Below are 19,216 nucleotides of genomic sequence, written 5' to 3' on the forward strand. Positions count from 1 at the left end.
ATTGTCTAGAGCTGAGACGAAAAAGGAAGAGCGAAATGCTCTTCCTTTTGTGTTTCTTGCTAAAGGGTCTGATGGTGCTAGCGGGTGCGTTTTACCGCAACATGAGCCAGCGTGATAAGCGCTTCTTTGTATTCTGATTCTGGTAGTACTTCCAGTTCAGCGATCGCCTTATCTGCTTCTTCTAACGCTTTCTGCGTAGTGTATTCTAACGAACCAGCCTCTTTCATAACGGTTAGGATTTCATCTAAGCGTTCCATGCCATTGGCTTTTTCAATCGCTTCGCGAATCATCAGCGCATTTTCTGGCGTCGTATTACGCATTGCATGCAACAGAGGCAGAGTCGGTTTTCCTTCAGCCAAATCATCACCAACGTTTTTGCCCATGTCTTCGCCATCGGATGTGTAGTCCATCACATCATCAATAAGCTGGAATGCAGTGCCTAGGTATTTACCATAATTCTGCAGAGCCAATTCAACGTGCTCTGGAGCATCATTTAAGATCGCGCCAATTTGCGTTGCAGACTCGAACAAGCGTGCAGTCTTTGAGTAGATGACTTGCATGTAGCTTTCTTCGGTCGTGTCAGGATCGTTACAGTTCATCAACTGTTGAACTTCACCTTCGGCGATCACATTTACTGCATTACTCATTAGTTGAAGGATCTTCATGGATCCTAGCTCAGTCATCATCTGAAATGAGCGAGTGTAAATAAAGTCCCCAACAAGTACGCTCGCGGCATTACCAAACGCAGCATTCGCTGTCGCTTTTCCACGGCGCATGTCTGATTCGTCCACGACATCATCGTGCAGCAAAGTCGCTGTGTGGATGAACTCGATAAACGCCGCTGCCATCGTATGGCCAGTGCCTTGGTACCCCAATGCACGTGCTGACAATATTGCCAGTAACGGTCGTAGACGTTTGCCTCCACCACTCACGATATAGAAACCGAGCTGGTTGATTAAAGAGACATCAGAATTTAGTTGGGCTTGAATTGTTTCATTCACTTTTGCCATGTCATCGGCAGTAAGCGCTTGGATAGTTTTAAAATCCATCGTATATCCGGCTGAAGTTAGACCCTGCAAGGCTTATTCGATTTATATAATTGTCGAATAATACACTAAAAAACGTTGATTAATACATTACTAAAGGGCATGATTGCCGCACTTTTCTTTGGCGATTAGCTTTTCGCCAATTTTTTCAAAATATGGCTTGTCATAGGGGCATCTCTTCTGTAGAATCTGCGCCCTATTGATGATTAGTTTAGCGCACACCCTCATGAAAAGGCTGTGCGGAAAAAGCGGAGTAAAATATGTACGCTGTTTTCCAATCTGGTGGTAAACAACACCGTGTAAGCGAAGGTCAAACTCTTCGTTTAGAGAAATTAGACGTTGAAACTGGTGCAACTGTAGAATTTGATAAAGTTCTTCTTGTTGCTAACGGCGAAGACATCAAAGTTGGTGCTCCTCTTGTAGAGGGCGGCAAAATTGTTGCTGAAGTTGTACAACACGGTCGTGGCGATAAAGTTAAAATCGTTAAGTTCCGTCGTCGTAAGCACTCTCGTAAGCAACAGGGTCACCGTCAGTGGTTCACTGAAGTGAAGATCACTGGTATCAACGCTTAATCTATTAGGAGAGTTTAACAATGGCACACAAAAAAGCTGGTGGTTCTACTCGTAACGGCCGCGATTCAGAAAGCAAACGTCTAGGTGTTAAGCGTTTCGGTGGTGAATCTGTACTTGCAGGTAACATCATCGTTCGTCAACGTGGTACTAAGTTCCACGCTGGTAACAACGTAGGTATCGGTAAAGACCACACTCTATTCGCTCTTACTGAAGGTAAAGTGAAGTTCGAAGTGAAAGGTCCTAAGAACCGTAAGTTTGTAAGCATCGAAGCTGAGTAATTAGGTTTTTACCAAGTTACTTAATAGCTTTAAGCTGAATTCAAAAGCCCTGCCGAATCGGCGGGGTTTTTTATTTATGGCAGTCGACATATCGAAGTTTCTCGTGAGAATCCGAGGCGATTTGAATCTGGGAGCTTAGATCTGTCATCTGCTAAAATTGTCGGATGACACAGTAGATTTAATCCACGCACGAAGTAGTCGGAGTAAAAGATGAAGTTCGTAGATGAAGCGGTAGTAAAAGTTCAGGCTGGTGATGGCGGTAGCGGCGTTGTCAGTTTCTGGCGTGAAAAATTCATCACTAAAGGTGGCCCTGACGGCGGTGATGGTGGTGACGGCGGTGATGTTTACATCCAAGCTGATGAAAACCTAAATACCCTAATTGATTACCGTTTCCAACGCTTCTACGAAGCGGAGCGTGGTGAAAACGGTCGCGGTGGTAACTGTACTGGTAAACGTGGTAAAGACATCGTTCTTCGCGTACCAGTGGGTACTCGCGCAGTAGATATCCACACTAACGAAATTGTGGCAGAAGTTGCTGAGCACGGTAAGAAAGTGATGGTCGCGAAAGGCGGCTGGCACGGTCTTGGTAACACGCGTTTCAAATCTTCAGTAAACCGAGCGCCTCGTCAAAGAACGCTAGGTACGAAAGGTGAAATTCGTGAAATCCGTCTTGAGCTACTGCTGTTGGCGGACGTTGGTATGCTTGGCTTGCCAAACGCAGGTAAATCGACGTTTATTCGCGCGGTATCAGCGGCAAAACCAAAAGTAGCAGACTACCCGTTTACCACGTTAATCCCAAGCTTGGGTGTGGTGAGTGTTGTTCCTGAAAAGAGCTTTGTGGTTGCTGACATCCCGGGGCTTATCGAAGGGGCTGCTGATGGTGCGGGTTTAGGTATTCGTTTCTTGAAACACCTAGAACGTTGCCGAGTGTTGCTGCACATGATTGATATCATGCCGATTGATCAGTCTGATCCTGTACAAAATGCACTAACCATCATTGATGAGCTAGAGCAATACAGTGAAAAACTGGCAAGCAAACCTCGCTGGTTGGTGTTCAACAAAGTTGATCTGATGCCTGAAGAAGAAGCGAATGAAAAGATCCAAGAGATCTTGGATGCGCTAGGTTGGGAAGACGAGTACTTCAAGATCTCTGCGATCAACCGTTCTGGCACAAAAGAGCTTTGCTACAAACTTGCTGACTTTATGGAAAACCTACCTCGCGAAGAGGAAGAAGTGGCTGAAGAAGATAAAGTTAACTTCATGTGGGATGATTACCATAAAGATGCAATGGCAGGAAAAGACGTTGTTACTGAAGATGACGACGACTGGGATGATTGGGATGACGAAGAAGATGACGGTCACGTTGTCTACGTTCGTGACTAATTGTTCTCTCCAAGCGATGTCTTGCTAGAAAATTTAATAAAGCCGCAAAATCTATTGCGGCTTTTTTTGTATCTAAATCATATTTAGATGATGTGATTTGCGGCACAATAGTGGCTTCGCGTGATAATTCGGGACTGTTTGGCCTCCTTCACGTGAGAGTAAGCAACACCCTAAAAGGACTTAGACCTATCTATGAATCTAGAAACCATACCGTCTGGAGAGTTGACGGTATCTAACCAACGCTCCATTTCTCGACTTGTCGCTCAAGCCGGACAAATGCTGTTGGCCCATGGCGCAGAAAGTACACTTGTGTGCGATATCATGCGTCGTATTGGCTTAGCTTGTGGCGTGCATGAAGTGGCTGTAGCCCTCTCAGCCAATGCCTTGGTTGTCACGACCGTAATGGATGGACATTGCATCACAACTACTCGAAGCTGTGCCGATCGTGGCATCAACATGCGCGTTATTACGCAAATTCAACGTATCTGTATCATGATGGAGCGCGGGTTACTCGATGCTGCCATGGCGCAGAAAAAACTGAATACCATCAGCCCAGAACGGTACAACCGCTGGCTAGTGGTGCTTATGATTGGCTTATCATGCGCGGCATTCAGCCATTTAGCGGGTGGCGATTGGGGCGTATTTATTATGACCTTCTTGGCCTCGGCTGGTGGCATGATCGTGCGCCAAGAGATTGGCCATCGTCACTTCAATCCATTACTTAACTTTGCTGCTACCGCATTTGTAACCACGTTGATTTCTGCTCAAGCTGAAATTTATCAAATTGGTAATTTACCAACCGTAGCGATGGCATCGTCGGTATTGATGTTGGTGCCTGGTTTTCCACTGATTAATTCGGTAGCAGACATGCTAAAAGGTCACATTAACATGGGTATTGCTCGGTTTGTAATGGCCAGTTTGCTGACGTTAGCAACGTGTTTGGGCATTGTGGCGGCAATGAGTGTAACTGGTATTTGGGGGTGGGCAATTTAATGAATATTTTTGATTTAACGCTCGGTTTGCTCAATGACATGTTTTTTGCAGCCATCCCTGCAGTCGGCTTTGCGTTGGTGTTTAATGTGCCACAGCGAGCTTTGATCTATTGCGCGGTAGGTGGTGCGATTGGTCACGGAAGTCGTTACTTGATGATGCAGTTTGGAGTACCGATTGAGTGGGCGACCTTCTTCGCTGCCACCTTGGTTGGCATGATAGGGGTTCATTGGTCTCACCGCTTTTTGGCTCATCCAAAAGTGTTTACTGTCGCTGCATTGATACCTATGGTTCCGGGCGTTTTTGCTTACAAAGCGATGATTGCGATGGTGGAGATTAACCATTTGGGTTACTCGCCAGAGTTAATTGCGACCTGCATGGAGAATTTTCTTAAAGCCATGTTTATTATTGCTGGTCTAGCAGTTGGCCTCGCTGTTCCTGGGCTGTTATTCTACCGCCGCAGACCGATAGTATAAGGACCCGACATGATCATTAGTATGATTGCCGCGATGGCAGACAACCGCGTTATTGGCAAAGATAATCAAATGCCTTGGCATCTTCCTGCGGATTTTGCTTGGTTTAAACGTTGTACGATGGGGAAGCCCGTCGTAATGGGAAGAAAGACTTACGATTCAATTGGTCGCCCTTTGCCAGGACGTTTGAATATTGTCATTAGCCGAGATGAATCATTGAGTATTGAAGGCGTTACGACGGTGACTTCAGTTGAAAAAGCGTTAGAGGCTGCGGGTGATGTTGAAGAAGTAATGATCATTGGTGGTGGTGCTATCTATGCTTCTTGTTTAGCGATGGCAAATAAACTGTACGTTACACATATTGATGCTGTAGTTGAAGGTGACACACAGTTCCCAGACTGGGGTAATGAGTTCAAAGAGACATATTCTGAAACGTACCAAGCGGATGAGAAAAACGCTTACAACATGCGTTTTACTATTTTAGAAAAGCAATAGTTAGAAAAGTCTCTCGAAGCAGAATAGAAAAAGCACCGTAAACACGGTGCTTTTTGTTTTCGGAGTAACGATCTAGTGATTAATCGAGAGCGTCTTGGGTAAAGAGTTGTTTGTCTTCCCAACGGATCATCGTCAGCGAACCACCCCAGACACAACCTGTATCGAGTCCAATGACTTTTTCATCGATATAGCCCTGCAATGCTGCCCAGTGGCCGAATAACACTGTTTTTTCTAACGGTATGCGGTGCGGCAGTTCAAACCAAGGTACCAATTGGTCACCTGTGACTTCTTGCGGAGGCAGTTTGCAGTCCATATCTAAACGACCATCAGAAAAGCAGAAACGCATTCTTGTAAAGGCATTGATGATATAGCGATAGCGATCCAGACCTTCCAGTGAGTCATCCCAAAGATCTGGTAAGTTGCTGTACATGTTTTTTAGCAACCACGGCAACTCTTCGCCTTGGATAATATGTTCTACTTCGCGAGCGCATTGTCTGGCTGTTTCTAAATCCCATTGCGGTGAGATACCCGCATGACACATCACAAACTCGTCGTGCTCTGCCAGAAGAGGTTGTTTAGCTAGCCAAGAGAGCAGTTCTTCGCGGTCTTTAGCGAGGAAAATTGGGGTCGTTTTATCTTTGTCTTTTCGCTTTTTCAGGCCGTAAGATACTGCCAGTAAATGTAAGTCATGATTGCCGAGTACGACTTTTGCGCTGTCACCGAGTGACTTTACGAAGCGCAGTGTTTCGAGTGATTTTGGGCCGCGAGCCACCAAATCTCCTGCGAGCCAAAGTTGGTCATGTTGAGTGGAAAAGTTGACGCGCTTGAGTAGCTGCTGTAGTTCGTCAAAACAGCCTTGGATGTCACCAACGATATAGGTAGCCACTGAATCTCCAATCTTATTAATTTAAAACGTTCGGAATCGCTAAACGAAATGGCTCAATTTCAGTGATGAATTCCTGGCCTTTTTCATCCAGCATTTTGTAGTGTCCTTGCATGACACCAACAGGCGTTTCTAACGCGGTACCACTGCTGTAAGTGTATTCATCGTTGCTTGGAATAAACGGCTGCTGCCCAACAACACCTTCTCCCTCTACCGTCATTTGTTTACCGTTGGAATCGGTAATCAACCATCGGCGACTTATGAGCTGCACTGTCTGCTGGCTGAGGTTTTTAATGGTAATGACGTAGGCGAAAACAAAGCGTTGTAGCTCTGGATTGGATTGCTCTTCGACGTATTTGGTGTGAACTTGAATCTTGATGCAGGGTTGAATGACGTCCATGTGCACTCCTTGATAAACTTAATAATAAGCCAAACTGGCAAGGGTTTGGCTTATTGTTTGAGTTATTAGTGCTGCGGGTTGTCCGCTAGCCAGTTCGCCATCGCGACGAATTGTTGTAGCGTTAGGTTTTCTGGACGCATGCTTGGGTTTACACCTAGCTCTTCCAGAACTTCTGCGCTCAACAGAGATTTGTAGCAGTTACGCACGGTTTTACGGCGTTGGTTAAAGCCTTCACGACAAACGCGATCGAGTAAACGTAGATCTTTCGCTGGGCATGGTAGCTCTTCATAAGGTACTAGGCGAACAACAGCGGAGTCTACTTTCGGTGGCGGAACAAATGCGGTTGGTGGCACTTCTAGTACAGGTACAACTTTACAGTAGTACTGCGCCATTACCGTTAGACGACCGTAAGCTTTACTACCCGGGCCTGCTGCCAAGCGATTCACCACTTCTTTTTGAAGCATAAAGTGCATGTCTTGAATGTCTTTATGGAATTCAAATAGGTGGAACATCAAAGGTGTAGAGATGTTGTACGGCAAGTTACCGAAGATACGCAGCTTGTTGTTTGGCTTCACTAACTGAGTGAAGTCAAAGCGCATGGCGTCGCCTTCATGAATCGTTAGTTTGTCTGCTAAATCAGGGTGGTTACGTAAACGCTCGGCTAAGTCACGGTCCAGTTCGATGACGGTGAACTTATCAACTTCACGACCAACGGGTTCTGTGATTGCACCAAGACCCGGGCCGATCTCAACCAGATTCTGACCTGGCTTTGGGTTAATTGCTGATACGATGCCATCAATAATGTATGGATCGTTCAGGAAGTTTTGACCAAAACGTTTACGCGCTTTGTGTCCTAAATGGACATCATTTCTCATTGTTTCTTCTCTACCAATTCTATCGCATGCGTGAGCGCTGTTCGGAAGCTCCCTGTATCCGCTTGACCTGTCCCTGCCAGTTCTAATGCAGTACCGTGATCTACCGAGGTTCTAATAAAAGGTAGACCAAGAGTAATGTTTACTGAACGTCCAAAGCCTTTGTATTTTAATACTGGCAATACTTGGTCGTGGTACATGCCTAAAACAGCATCTGCATCGTTTAAATATTTTTCATTGAAAATGGTATCTGCCGGCAGTGGGCCGATCAGCTTGATACCTTTTTCTTTTTGAATCTTTTCCAGTGTCGGAGTGATGGTTTCGATCTCTTCACGACCTAAACAGCCATCTTCACCTGCATGAGGATTAAGCCCGCAAACATAGATGTTTGGCTCTGCGATGGCAAATTTTTCTACGAGGTCTTTATGAAGAATATCGATGATCTTCTCTAGTCGCTCTTCGGTGACCGCTTTTGACACATACGCCAATGGAATATGTGTGGTAACCAATGCGACACGCAGTCCTTCTGTTGCCAACATCATCACCACTAACGGTGTATTTGATTTCTCGGCAAAGAATTCAGTATGACCACTGAATGCAACACCTGCGCGATTGATCACCCCCTTGTGAACAGGGCCGGTGACAATAGCATCAAATTCATCATTCATACAGCCCAAAGCGGCTCTTTCTAGCGTTTTTAATACGTAGTGGCCGTTGGCTTCATTAAGTTGACCAGCAATCGCGTTTTCCGAAATTTCAACGTGGTCAACGATAAGTGTGCCCGCTTTTTGCGCCTTAGGTGCTTCTTCAGGATTGTAATCAAAGAGTTGGACATCAATGCCAAGCATTTTGGCACGTTCCTGCAACATGTTTTTATCTGCGTAGACGACAATCTGGTGTGCCCAATCTTCTTTTGATAGAGCCAGCACTAAGTCAGGGCCGATGCCCGCAGGTTCCCCTGCGGTTACGACAATTCTGCGAATTGAATTAGTTGTCATTGTTGTCATCCACGATTTCAACAAACGCACTTGCACGCAGCTCTTGCATCCATGCGCCTGCTTCTTCATTAAACTTACGATTGAATAGAATGCGGTAAGCTTTATTCTTCATTGCTGAATCTGTGCGGTCGACTTGGCGTCGGTCTAACACTTCAACAATGTGCCAGCCATGAACCGTTTTGAATGGTTCACTGATTGAGCCAACTGGTAGCGTTTCAACTTGGTGTTTAAATTCAGGAACATAAAGATCCGGTGTTTGGTAACCAAGTTCACCATCTTGAGCCGCAGAGCCTGGGTCTTGGCTGTATTGTGAGGCCAATTGAGCAAAGGTCGCTTCGCCAGCTTTGATGCGACGAACGAATTCATTCAACTGCTTTTTAGCGCCTTCATCACTAAGAATCACGGTTGGTTTGATCAGAATATGGCGAGCGTTAACTTCCGTCACCGCAACGGTTTCTAGACCCTTCACATCTTCAATTTTTAGGATGTGGAAACCAACGCCACTACGGAATGGACCAATGATGCTGCCTTTGTTCTGCATCTTGATTTGATCAGCAAAGATGGTTGGCATTTCTTCTTTACGCATCCAACCCCAATCACCACCTTGGAGAGCTTTCGGACCTTTAGAGTAGGTGTAAGCCATTTCGGTGAAGTCTGCGCCGTCATTGAGTTTTTTAACCAGGGCTTTCGCTTGTGCTTCTACTTCTGATTTATCTTGACCGTCGGTGAAACGCAGTTGGATATGACCGATTTTGTATTGCACGGTTGCGTTGGTTTCTTTAGCTAGCTGGTCTGCAAGGCTATCAACTTCTGCTGGAAGGATATTGATTCGGCGACGAACTAGCGCATTACGAGCTTCTGACGCTGCAATTTCTTTACGGATTTGCTCGCGGAACTCTGGGTAGCTTAGGCCTTCTGCTTGCACTGATGCTGCCAGTTCTTCCACGCTTTGGTTATTGTTGCGTGCGATTTCTGCAATGGCTTGGTTTAGACGGTTATCGTCGATGCGTACACCAATGCGGTCAGCTTCTTGGCCTTGTAGCGTATCGATGATCAGTTTTTCTACCACTTGCTCTTTGAGCACGCTTGCCGAAGGTAGACTTTTTCCGCTTTGACGAGCATTGGCTTGTAGGGTTTTCATCGCAGTATTGATGTCGCTTTGTAGAATGACACCGTCGTTAACGATGACAGCAACCTTATCAAGCTCTACCGGTGCTGCTACTGCTCCACAAGAGAGTAGGGTCGTGAATAAGATTGATTTCCAAATTTTCATTTAAAATTCCGTCAGTATTTTTTGAAGAAGCGTCTTATTTAGAGTAAGACGCTTAATTCGATTAATTGTTCAAATAGAATGGGCGACCGTATTTAATCGCGTTGTCGGAACCATCCAGTTCTTTGACTGCTGTACCGGTGCTTTGATTTGTCGCAAAGCCTTGAATACCGAAGTTAACACTAAAGTTGTTTTCGTATTCAGGAGAGGAGCCCGTACTGCCGATGGCTTGATTTTCCCAACCGAGTAATTGGTTAGAGTATGTCAAACCAATGTACCAACAATCAGATTGGTAACGCAGGCTTGCTAGCCATTCCATATCGGTATTTTCATTTAGGTCATAGTAGTACTGACCGCTTGCAGACCAGTTACGGTTGAACTCGTATGCCGCTACGATACCTGCTTGTGAAATACCTTTACGAGTAATAGTGTCGAGGTTTTCGAGAATGATCGTATCTTCGATGTATTCGCGAGTGACATAGCGGTAGTTACCTTGAATAAAGCCGCCGTTAAACTGATATTCCAACGTACTGTTGGCAAGCTGCATTGAGCTTAAGTCGATGTCGTACTGAACGCCACCGTGATAGAACAGGTAGTCGTTGTAGTTGAAATCAGCTTCAACTGCCCATGAAGAGTAGTTGGTTGTCTCGTCTGGAATGTTCGGGCTATTGCTGATTTTCGTCTTCTTATCGAAGTAGTAGATCTGACCAAACGACACGTTCAAACGTTCTTTGTAGTCATCATCAAAGAAGCGCGTACTTGCACCGTAGCTCAGCTGGTTAGCCGATGCGATCTTATCAATACCACTGTACTTACGACTGCGGAATAGACCGTAGTAGTCAGTTTGCAGCAGCGTTGTATCGTAGTTGTAGATGTTGGTTTGATCTTCTTCTGGTACGTATAGGTACTGAAGCTGTGGTTCTAGCGTTTGTGTGTAGCCTTTGATCCAACTGGTGTCACGCTCTAAGTAAATCTGAGCATGGGTACGAAACTCAGGAATAACACGAGAAACTTGTTCATCAAGCTGGTTTTTCAAGTCCACGTCTGTCAAGCCAGTAAGGTCTTGAGAGTAGTAAGTGGAAAGTACGCGCGCTTCCGTTGTCCAAGTGGCCCAAGAGTTTGACAGCGGCATGGTTAATCCCGGCTCTATGTGAACGCGAGTCGCATTTGGTCGAGCGGTATCACTAGTGTCAAAACGGCTGACTTGGCTTTTTACGTCGAAGTTAAGGTGATCACCCCACAACGGCGTGTAGTAGTTCAAATCTAATTGAGGAAGCAAACGATATGGACGGTTTTCTTCTTTCAAGAGGATTTGGAAATCTCGAACGGTTAAAGACGCATCCCAGAAATCTGAACGGTACTGCACATGTCCTTCTTGGACTAACTGGCCGTCTTCACGGTTACCGATGTCAGAGTCCAAATCTAGGAAGTAATCAATGTCACTGACTTGTGAGTAATCAACTTTAACAATCCACTGTTTATTGATAATACCATCGTGCTTAACTTGGTAACCCCAGCGAGAATCATCTTGATATTTTTTATCGCTGTTGAGGTATTCGCCTTTCAGTTTACCTTCACCCCAACCATCGGTTAGGTAACGGAAATCGGTGTCGAGTTTGGTGCCACGTTGCTGCATGTAGAGTGCAGTGAGTGTCATGTCGTATTGAGGTGCGATGTTCCAGTAAAATGGCACTTCCACTTCCATACCGTCACTAGAACCGTAAGAAAGAGAAGGGAATAGGAAACCGGTTTTACGCGTATTACCAATAGGCATAGTCATGTATGGCACGTAAAACACGGGCACATCCATGATCTCAAAACGAGGGTGGTGCAGCGTGGCGGTCTCTTCGTCTTGGTCTACGTCAATACCAGACGCAACCAAACGCCATGAATTATCGCCTTCCGGACATGATGTGATTGAGCCATCTTCTAGTTCATAGACAGACTGACCTGTACGCGCAATGTAAGCAGCAGTACCACGACCTTGTTGGCAAAGAAATTGGTATTCGGTGTTTTCAAGCGAGAAGGTATCTTGGTTGATGTCGTTGGTAACACGATCTGAACGGGCTTTAACTTGTCCGTCATTGAAGGTCACGTTGCCTTCTGCCACCACCACGTTGTCTTGTTGGTGCAGGGTTACGCTATCTGCGGTGATTTTCTTCGGACCTTGCGTTACTTGGACGTTTCCAGAGTATTGTGCTTTGTCACCATTAATGGCTTGCAGGTTGTCCGCTTCTACCACTACTGGGGTATTAAGAGCGTCCTCCTCGCCACTTGTTTCGACCAAACATTGATCTGTGGCGGGCATTTCCTGCACACTATCATTTATATTCGCTTCAGCTTGAGTGGTGGGTACAAACAAGGCGGTGCTGATAGAGGCCGCTATAAATGTGCGGGAGAAATGTTGCATTGAATTGAACTTTCCTGTGTCACTACTACTCGATGGCTATAGGGCTTGTTGTACCCTAGCGTCATAGCCAAATGAATCAACTATAGTCGCAATTGTCCCAGCGTATTGATTTGCTATGGCATAATGACGACAAAAATAGCTGCAAAGATAAGCAGGCGAAATGGCCTAGCCGAAATAAAACTAATTCCATTATCATAAAGGAAATCGTTCCATCCGGCACTATAAGACCGTCGTCGTCGATAAAAATTCATTGATAGAGAACACATAATGCATATTTTTGGCAAAATTCTGGGTGCCTTTTTTGGCTTGTTACTGGGTGGTCCATTCGGTTTGCTGTTTGGTTTATTTATTGGTCACCAATTCGATAAAGCCCGACGTTTAAGTCAAGCTGGGTTCTCTACAGGTGGCTTTGGAAAAGGACCGAGTCAGGCACAGCGTCAGGAAGAATTCTTTAAAGCGGCGTTTGCAGTAATGGGACATGTGGCAAAAGCCAAAGGTCAGGTCACTAAAGAAGAGATCCAACTTGCGACTGCCATGATGGATCGTATGAATTTGCATGGCGAACAACGCCGTGCGGCGCAAGATGCGTTCCGCGAAGGGAAAGAGAGTGATTTCCCATTAGAAGATGTGCTGGTGCGTGTAAAAATCTCGACCGCTGGCCGTTTTGATTTGCTGCAATTCTTCCTTGAACTGCAAATTTCCGCGGCCTTTGCTGATGGAGCTATCCATCCAAGCGAACGTAATGTGTTGCACAAAATTGCTCGTGGTTTAGGTTTCTCCTCTGAGCAACTAGAGCGTCGCCTACAAATGCAAGAAGCGGCGTTCCGTTTCCAACATCAAGGTGGTTTCCATGGCCAGCAACAAGGTCAATACCAGTCGTCAGGTTGGCAGCAAGCCTCACAGGCGGATCAATTGGCCGATGCGTACAAAATTTTGGATGTGTCACCAGAGGCGGACGGTAAAACCGTTAAACAAGCTTACCGTAAGTTAATGAATGAGCATCACCCTGATAAATTGATGGCCAAAGGTTTACCGCCAGAAATGATGAACGTCGCAAAAGAAAAATCGCAAGAAATTCAAAATGCTTACGATTTAATTAAAAAGGTTAAAGGCTTTAAGTAAGCCAAAATCTAGCAAGCAAACTAGAAAGTAAAAAGGGCACTTGGTGCCCTTTTTAGCTTTTGGGTTATCGGTGGCTAAAAGCATGTCAAGCTGAACAAGGATGGATAAATCAGTCGGCTTGGTTCAAGTTCCAATCGTAGCCGTACTTCACCCGACCTGAAAAGCGGCTGTATTGTGGCGCGTACTTTCTGATGTGGTTAAACACCTCTTTCTCACCACCAAAATCAACGGCAAACCACTCATAAATTGAAGATATTTTCGCCGTGTCGCCTTCAATAGAGACGCCTTTTTTGCTGTTGATAAAGGTCTTTGCGGCACTCTCTAGCAAGGCTTGAGTATTCTCAGCGGTAAAAGCTTGAGTTTGAAGATTCGGGCAGCCTAGGCTTGCACAATTGACAGCGTAGTGCGTTCTTGGGTCTTGCCAGATTGGTCGTAAAATTCGGTGCTCAATATCATTCAAGGTCAGACTTTTTCCGTTAATGGTGATGACATCTTGATCCCATGGGCCAAAGCTAAACAGCCCGCCTAACTTGGTGATCGACGTTATCGGGTAGTTATCCAAAATTAGGTCAACCGTCAGCGCGTTGTACAGATTTACCCAATACGCGTATTGTTCGGCTTGGCGGTATTGCAATGGATTTAAACTAGCAAGACGTTGAATGTACTGCTTTAACTTTGTTTTATCGGCGAACGAAACTTGGTTGTAACGAAATAAAGTGTTGTCACCTCGGGTAACTAGATAGCTGTCGAGTAACTGTTGCCACTCCAGATGAGAGATTGAGGTTTGGTTGACCCCGTTGGACTGCTGCCAATAAGGCCATAAGTCGGCTTTTGGTGCGGCCAGAGCGGAAAAGGAGAATAGGGCACACAGTAGCAATAAGAAACGCTTCATAGAGAGACCTTTAGTGAGACTTGATTGTTAGTGTAGACCCGTCTAGTTGTTGTTTTCTTTCTTTAATCTACGCATAAAAACAAAACAGGCTGACAATGGTCAGCCTGTTATTTGTGTATTCAAGGATGCGTTTTAACGCAGGAAGCTCGGGATATTGGTTTCATACTCAGCGATTTTGTCTTCGTGCTGAAGCGTCAAACCGATGTTATCTAAGCCATTAAGCAGGCAGTGACGACGGAACTCGTCGATTTCAAAGTCATACTCCTTGCCGTTTGCGCGCACCTTTAGGGCTTCCAGATCCACTTCAATTTGCGCACCTTCATTGGCTTCAACGAATTGGAACAGTTCATCCACTTCTTGCTCAGTCAGACGAACCGGAACCATTTGGTTGTTGATGGAGTTACCGTAGAAAATGTCCGCAAAACTAGGTGCGATCATCGCTTTAATGCCGTAATCAGCCAAAGCCCAAGGTGCGTGTTCACGAGATGAGCCACAGCCGAAGTTTTCACGCGCAAGTAGGATAGAAGCGCCTTGGTAACGTGGCGCGTTCATTACAAACTCAGGGTTTGGCTGCTCGCCTGCATCATCAAGGAAGCGCCAGTCATGGAAAAGATGCTTACCGAAACCTAGGCGAGAAACTTTTTGTAAAAACTGTTTTGGAATGATGGCATCCGTGTCAACGTTGGCGGCATCTAGAGGCACAACCAAACCAGTATGTTGTTTAAAACCTGACATGATTGTTCTCCTTAATCCTGTTTATCAAAAGTTAATTCACGAATGTCAACAAAGTGACCAGCGATAGCTGCCGCGGCTGCCATTGCAGGGCTAACCAAGTGAGTGCGACCATCACGGCCCTGACGGCCTTCAAAGTTACGGTTTGATGTTGATGCACAACGCTCGTGAGGACCTAAGCGGTCGTTGTTCATTGCTAAACACATTGAACAACCTGGTAGACGCCATTCAAAGCCCGCTTCTTTAAAGATGACATCCAAGCCTTCGGCTTCTGCTTGTGCTTTCACCTGTTCTGAGCCCGGGACAATCAATGCTTGAACGTGCGATGCGACCTTACGGCCTTTCGCCACGACGGCGGCAGCGCGCATGTCTTCGATGCGAGAGTTCGTACAAGAGCCAACAAACACTTTATCTACTTGGTAGTCAGACAATGATTTGCCTGCTTCTAGGCCCATGTAAGCCAATGCTTTTTCAGCAGACGCTTTTTCGATTGGATCAGCGAAGCTTTCTGGTGCTGGAATCGGTTGGTCAACGGCAATGACCTGACCTGGGTTTGTGCCCCAAGTTACTTGTGGTTTGATGTCAGCAGCGTTTAGCGTTACTACGGCATCAAATTCGGCATCAGCGTCAGTTTTTAACGTCTTCCAGTACTCTACTGCAGCATCAAAATCTGCGCCTTGCGGTGAGAACTTACGACCTTTGATGTATTCAAACGTGGTTTCATCTGGTGCAATTAGGCCTGCTTTTGCGCCCAATTCAATGGCCATGTTACATACCGTCATGCGGCCTTCCATAGAAAGGTCAGTAATCGCTTCACCGCAGAATTCAACCACATAACCAGTACCGCCCGCAGCCGTTGTTTTGCCGATGATCGCTAGAACGATATCTTTCGCGGTAATACCCGGTGCGACTTTACCTTTCACTTCTATTTTCATTGTTTTCGCACGTGCTTGTTTTAGCGTTTGAGTCGCTAGTACGTGTTCAACTTCAGATGTACCGATACCGAAAGCCAGTGAGCCAAATGCCCCGTGTGTTGCGGTATGAGAGTCACCACAAACGATGGTCATACCCGGTAGAGTAATGCCTAGCTCTGGACCCATAACATGGACGATGCCCTGATATTTGTGGTTTAGGTCGTAAAGGGTAACACCGAACTCTTCGCAGTTTTTCGATAGCGTTTCCATTTGGATACGCGCCATCTCGCCAGAGGCATTGATGTCTTTGGTTGTGGTCGAAACGTTGTGATCCATCGTGGCGAACGTTTTGCTAACCTGACGAACTTTACGACCTTTTTCACGCAAGCCATCAAAGGCTTGTGGAGAGGTCACTTCGTGTACCAAGTGACGATCAATATAAAGAATAGGGGTTTCCCCTTTTGCCGCGACGGCAACGTGTGCGTCGTAGACTTTTTCGTATAGTGTTTTGCCCATTGCTTCCTTTCCTCGTCGTCCTTGTCACCGCAACGGGATGCTCCGCTGCGGTGATGGCAAACGACAGTTATATTTATAATGTCAGTCTGTTTATGAGTTCAAAATGTACTCAGCGATCTTGTCACCCATTTCTGATGTCGTCAGTGCAGGCTTGTCGCTTGCTAGGTCTGCGGTAAGCTCGCCTGCCGAAAGTGCTTTAGATACTGCGGATTCGATATCTTGCGCCGCAGCTTCTTCGCCAAGGCTGTAACGCAGCATCAGTGCAGCAGAAAGGATCTGCGCAACTGGGTTAGCAATGTTTTTGCCTGCGATATCTGGTGCGCTGCCACCGGCAGGCTCGTATAGGCCGAACTTGCTTTCGTTAAGACTTGCTGAAGGCAACATGCCCATAGAGCCCGTGATCATTGCACACTCATCAGAGATGATGTCGCCAAAGATGTTTGAACATAACATGACGTCAAACTGGGCTGGGTCTTTGATTAACTGCATAGTCGCGTTGTCGATGTACATGTGAGACAACTCGACATCTGGGTAGTCTTTGGCAATCTCTTCCACAACTTCGCGCCATAAGATAGAACTCTGCAGAACGTTTGCTTTGTCAATTGAGCACACTTTCTTGCGACGTAGACGAGCCGATTCAAACGCGATTTTTGCAATACGTTCGATTTCGTAGCGGTGGTACACCTCGGTATCAAATGCTTTTTCGTTAGCGCCTTCACCCTCGCGGCCTTTCGGTTGGCCGAAGTAGATGCCACCAGTTAATTCGCGTACAACCACAATATTAAAGCCACGACCTGAGATGTCTGCACGTAGCGGTGAGAAAGCTTCTAGACCAGCGTGGATTTGCGCTGGACGAAGGTTACAAAACAGTTGGAAGTGCTTACGTAGTGGCAGCAATGCACCGCGCTCTGGCTGGTCGTTTGGTGGCAAATGTTCCCACTTAGGGCCACCCACCGAACCAAATAGAACCGCGTCAGACTCTTCACACGCTGTTACCGTACTTTCTGGAAGTGGGCAACCATGATTATCGATAGCGATACCACCAACATCATGTTCTTCGCGCTCAAATGAGATGCCATGTTTTTGCTCGATCGCATCCAGAACTTTATGCGCTTGAGCCATCACTTCTGGGCCGATGCCGTCACCAGGAAGTACGGCAATTTTGTATGATTTGTCTGTCATGTTATTCCTTTAATCTTCTAATTTTTTAGCTTAATTATTTGAAATCGTGTTATTTGTCCCTGAGCGATAAAGCTCAGTATGACTATACCGTAGCAATCTTTTTCTGCTTCATCTCGGCAATGGTGTCTGCGCGATGGATGCTGTTGATAACATGCAATAGCGCTTGACCAGAAGCTTCTACGATATCGGTTGAAACGCCCGTACCGTGGTATTTTCTACCTTTGTAGTTGGCAATGATGTCTGCTTGACCTAGACCATCCTCACCTTCACCTTTTGCGGTTAGATCGAATTTATCTAGTACGATTTCGTAACCTGTCACGCGGTAGATACATTGGTATAGCGCATCAACAGGCCCATTACCGACCGCCGCTTCACACATTTCCGCATCACCACATTGCATCTTGATGCTGGTGGTTGCCATCACGCTGCCCGATTGCACGCTTAGGTAATTCAACTTGTAGAAGTCATCTTCTTCACGCAAGTTGGAGAAGTGCATTAGTGCTTCCAAATCGTAATCAAACACTTGGCCTTTACGGTCGGCCAGTTTCAAGAAGTCGGCGTACAGTGCGTCTAGGTTGTACTCATCTTCTTTATAACCCATGGAATCCATGTGGCTCTTCACCGCCGCTCGGCCGCTACGACTGGTTAGGTTAAGCGCTTGGTTCTTAAGACCAATCGACTCAGGCGTCATGATCTCGTAAGTGTTCTTGTTCTTTAACATGCCGTCTTGGTGGATACCTGAAGAATGGCTGAATGCATTGGCACCCACGATCGCTTTGTTGCTTTGGATCGGCATGTTGCACAGTTGACTCACCAACTTGCTAGTACGATGGATTTCTTCGTGTTTGATCCCCGTGCTTACGCCCAGCAGCTCTTGACGCGTCTTGATGATCATCGCGATCTCTTCTAGTGAGCAGTTACCCGCACGCTCGCCGATACCATTGATGGTGCCTTCAATTTGGCGAGCACCGGCTTGTACTGCTGCAATTGAGTTTGCGACCGACATGCCCAAGTCATCATGACAGTGCACAGAAATGATGGCTTTGTCGATGTTCGGCACACGGTTGAAAAGCGTTTGGATGATGCCACCGAACTCGCTAGGTACGGTGTAGCCAACGGTATCGGGAATGTTGATGGTGCTTGCTCCAGCATCAATTGCGGCTTCAACCATGCGACATAGATTGTCGATTGGTGTTCGGCCTGCGTCTTCACAAGAAAATTCGACATCATCGGTGTAGTTACGCGCGTGTTTAACGGCGTTGACCGCCATTTCAAGTACGTCATCGTAACTGCGGCGTAGTTTGTCTTGAACGTGAATCGTGGAAGTGGCTAGAAAAGTGTGGATACGGAATTGGTCAGCAACTTTTAGCGCTTCAGCTGCGGCATCGATGTCTTTCGCAACGGCACGCGAAAGGGCACAAACTCGGCTATTTTTGATGTGTTTTGCAATAGTTTGTACGGACTCGAAATCGCCCGGGGAAGAGATAGGAAAACCGGCTTCGATAACATCAACGCCCAGCCTTTCAAGCGCATAGGCAATCTGCAGTTTTTCTTTAACCGTCAAGCTTGCTGACAACGCTTGCTCGCCATCACGCAAGGTGGTGTCGAATATAATGACCTGATCGTTCATGTTTGCTTCCTTCCTGATTTCTGCACTTTCGTGCAAGTTAATCGTTTACTTCCAGTATTTAGATATAAAAAAACCCGCATTTTCATGCGGGTTTCTAAGAAATTGGTGTGGTTATTTTTCTTCCACAGCCTACCCGCGCGAACTGGTCACGATCAGGA

General features: G+C 46.2%; 19 protein-coding genes. 7 read left to right on the top strand and 12 right to left on the bottom strand.

The annotated features are described in order from the left end of the window. Positions 1-77: 77 nt before the first annotated feature. Positions 78-1,049 (bottom strand): octaprenyl diphosphate synthase, encoded by a 972-nt coding sequence (gene ispB / locus UF05_RS21065; protein WP_025627606.1) that lies wholly within the window; start codon positions 1,047-1,049, stop codon positions 78-80. Between the two features lie 257 nt (positions 1,050-1,306). On the opposite strand from ispB, the gene rplU reads away from it, so the two are divergent. The 6 genes from rplU (at position 1,307) to folA (ending at position 5,237) form a co-directional block, all read left to right on the top strand. Further along, a complete protein-coding gene (rplU, locus tag UF05_RS21070; RefSeq protein ID WP_005383096.1) occupies positions 1,307-1,618 on the top strand; it encodes a 50S ribosomal protein L21 in 312 nt (103 codons plus the stop codon). Between the two features lie 20 nt (positions 1,619-1,638). Further along, positions 1,639-1,896 (top strand): 50S ribosomal protein L27, encoded by a 258-nt coding sequence (gene rpmA, locus UF05_RS21075; protein WP_005383095.1) that lies wholly within the window; start codon positions 1,639-1,641, stop codon positions 1,894-1,896. A 210-nt stretch (positions 1,897-2,106) separates the two neighbouring features. Continuing rightward, positions 2,107-3,279: an Obg family GTPase CgtA gene (cgtA, locus tag UF05_RS21080; RefSeq protein WP_005489537.1), complete on the top strand. Its 1,173-nt coding sequence runs from the start codon at positions 2,107-2,109 to the stop codon at positions 3,277-3,279. 192 nt (positions 3,280-3,471) lie between these two features. Beyond that, positions 3,472-4,272: a threonine/serine exporter family protein gene (locus UF05_RS21085; protein ID WP_005459610.1), complete on the top strand. Its 801-nt coding sequence runs from the start codon at positions 3,472-3,474 to the stop codon at positions 4,270-4,272. Next, positions 4,272-4,745 (top strand): threonine/serine exporter family protein, encoded by a 474-nt coding sequence (locus tag UF05_RS21090; protein WP_005459611.1) that lies wholly within the window; start codon positions 4,272-4,274, stop codon positions 4,743-4,745. The genes UF05_RS21085 and UF05_RS21090 overlap by 1 nt, the downstream gene beginning before the upstream one ends. Before the next feature lie 9 nt (positions 4,746-4,754). Beyond that, positions 4,755-5,237 carry a type 3 dihydrofolate reductase gene (gene folA / locus UF05_RS21095; protein ID WP_005459612.1) on the top strand — a complete coding sequence of 161 codons (483 nt, stop codon included), beginning with the start codon at positions 4,755-4,757 and terminating at the stop codon, positions 5,235-5,237. A 79-nt stretch (positions 5,238-5,316) separates the two neighbouring features. Here the strand turns inward: folA and apaH are convergent, their stop codons facing one another. The 6 genes from apaH to lptD form a co-directional block, all read right to left on the bottom strand. Next, entirely contained in the window at positions 5,317-6,123 is an 807-nt protein-coding gene (gene apaH, locus UF05_RS21100) for a bis(5'-nucleosyl)-tetraphosphatase (symmetrical) ApaH (protein WP_017449023.1), read from the bottom strand. 16 nt (positions 6,124-6,139) lie between these two features. Further along, positions 6,140-6,520, bottom strand: coding sequence for a Co2+/Mg2+ efflux protein ApaG (gene apaG / locus UF05_RS21105; RefSeq protein WP_045544835.1), 381 nt, complete (start codon positions 6,518-6,520; stop codon positions 6,140-6,142). A 65-nt stretch (positions 6,521-6,585) separates the two neighbouring features. Continuing rightward, positions 6,586-7,395 carry a 16S rRNA (adenine(1518)-N(6)/adenine(1519)-N(6))-dimethyltransferase RsmA gene (gene rsmA, locus UF05_RS21110; protein WP_005459622.1) on the bottom strand — a complete coding sequence of 270 codons (810 nt, stop codon included), beginning with the start codon at positions 7,393-7,395 and terminating at the stop codon, positions 6,586-6,588. Further along, on the bottom strand, positions 7,392-8,390 hold the full coding sequence (pdxA, locus tag UF05_RS21115) for a 4-hydroxythreonine-4-phosphate dehydrogenase PdxA (protein WP_045544836.1): 999 nt from the start codon (positions 8,388-8,390) through the stop codon (positions 7,392-7,394). Before pdxA ends, rsmA begins: the two co-directional genes overlap by 4 nt. Beyond that, positions 8,380-9,663, bottom strand: a complete 1,284-nt coding sequence (surA, locus tag UF05_RS21120; RefSeq protein ID WP_005459625.1) for a peptidylprolyl isomerase SurA — start codon at positions 9,661-9,663, stop codon at positions 8,380-8,382. Before surA ends, pdxA begins: the two co-directional genes overlap by 11 nt. A 61-nt stretch (positions 9,664-9,724) precedes the next feature. Further along, the gene (gene lptD, locus UF05_RS21125) at positions 9,725-12,070 is read right to left on the bottom strand and encodes an LPS assembly protein LptD (protein ID WP_005459627.1); all 2,346 of its coding nucleotides are present in this window, start codon (positions 12,068-12,070) and stop codon (positions 9,725-9,727) included. Between the two features lie 267 nt (positions 12,071-12,337). Here lptD and djlA point away from each other — a divergent pair, with 267 nt between their 5' ends. Continuing rightward, positions 12,338-13,192: a co-chaperone DjlA gene (gene djlA, locus UF05_RS21130; protein WP_045544837.1), complete on the top strand. Its 855-nt coding sequence runs from the start codon at positions 12,338-12,340 to the stop codon at positions 13,190-13,192. Positions 13,193-13,301: 109 nt separating this feature from the next. On the opposite strand, the gene UF05_RS21135 is transcribed toward djlA, so the two are convergent. The 5 genes from UF05_RS21135 to leuA all read right to left on the bottom strand — a co-directional run bounded on the left by UF05_RS21135 (position 13,302) and on the right by leuA (position 19,058). After that, positions 13,302-14,084 carry a DUF547 domain-containing protein gene (locus tag UF05_RS21135; protein WP_045544838.1) on the bottom strand — a complete coding sequence of 261 codons (783 nt, stop codon included), beginning with the start codon at positions 14,082-14,084 and terminating at the stop codon, positions 13,302-13,304. 132 nt (positions 14,085-14,216) lie between these two features. Further along, positions 14,217-14,819 carry a 3-isopropylmalate dehydratase small subunit gene (gene leuD / locus UF05_RS21140; RefSeq protein WP_025501710.1) on the bottom strand — a complete coding sequence of 201 codons (603 nt, stop codon included), beginning with the start codon at positions 14,817-14,819 and terminating at the stop codon, positions 14,217-14,219. Between the two features lie 11 nt (positions 14,820-14,830). Next, entirely contained in the window at positions 14,831-16,246 is a 1,416-nt protein-coding gene (leuC, locus tag UF05_RS21145; RefSeq protein WP_045544839.1) for a 3-isopropylmalate dehydratase large subunit, read from the bottom strand. Positions 16,247-16,336: 90 nt separating this feature from the next. After that, positions 16,337-17,428: a 3-isopropylmalate dehydrogenase gene (leuB, locus tag UF05_RS21150; RefSeq protein WP_045544840.1), complete on the bottom strand. Its 1,092-nt coding sequence runs from the start codon at positions 17,426-17,428 to the stop codon at positions 16,337-16,339. 82 nt (positions 17,429-17,510) lie between these two features. Next, positions 17,511-19,058, bottom strand: a complete 1,548-nt coding sequence (leuA, locus tag UF05_RS21155; RefSeq protein WP_017449029.1) for a 2-isopropylmalate synthase — start codon at positions 19,056-19,058, stop codon at positions 17,511-17,513. Between the last annotated feature and the right edge of the window lie 158 nt (positions 19,059-19,216).

It is taken from the genome of Vibrio sp. S457-15 (genome assembly GCF_000960545.1).
GTDB lineage: Bacteria > Pseudomonadota > Gammaproteobacteria > Enterobacterales > Vibrionaceae > Vibrio > Vibrio parahaemolyticus.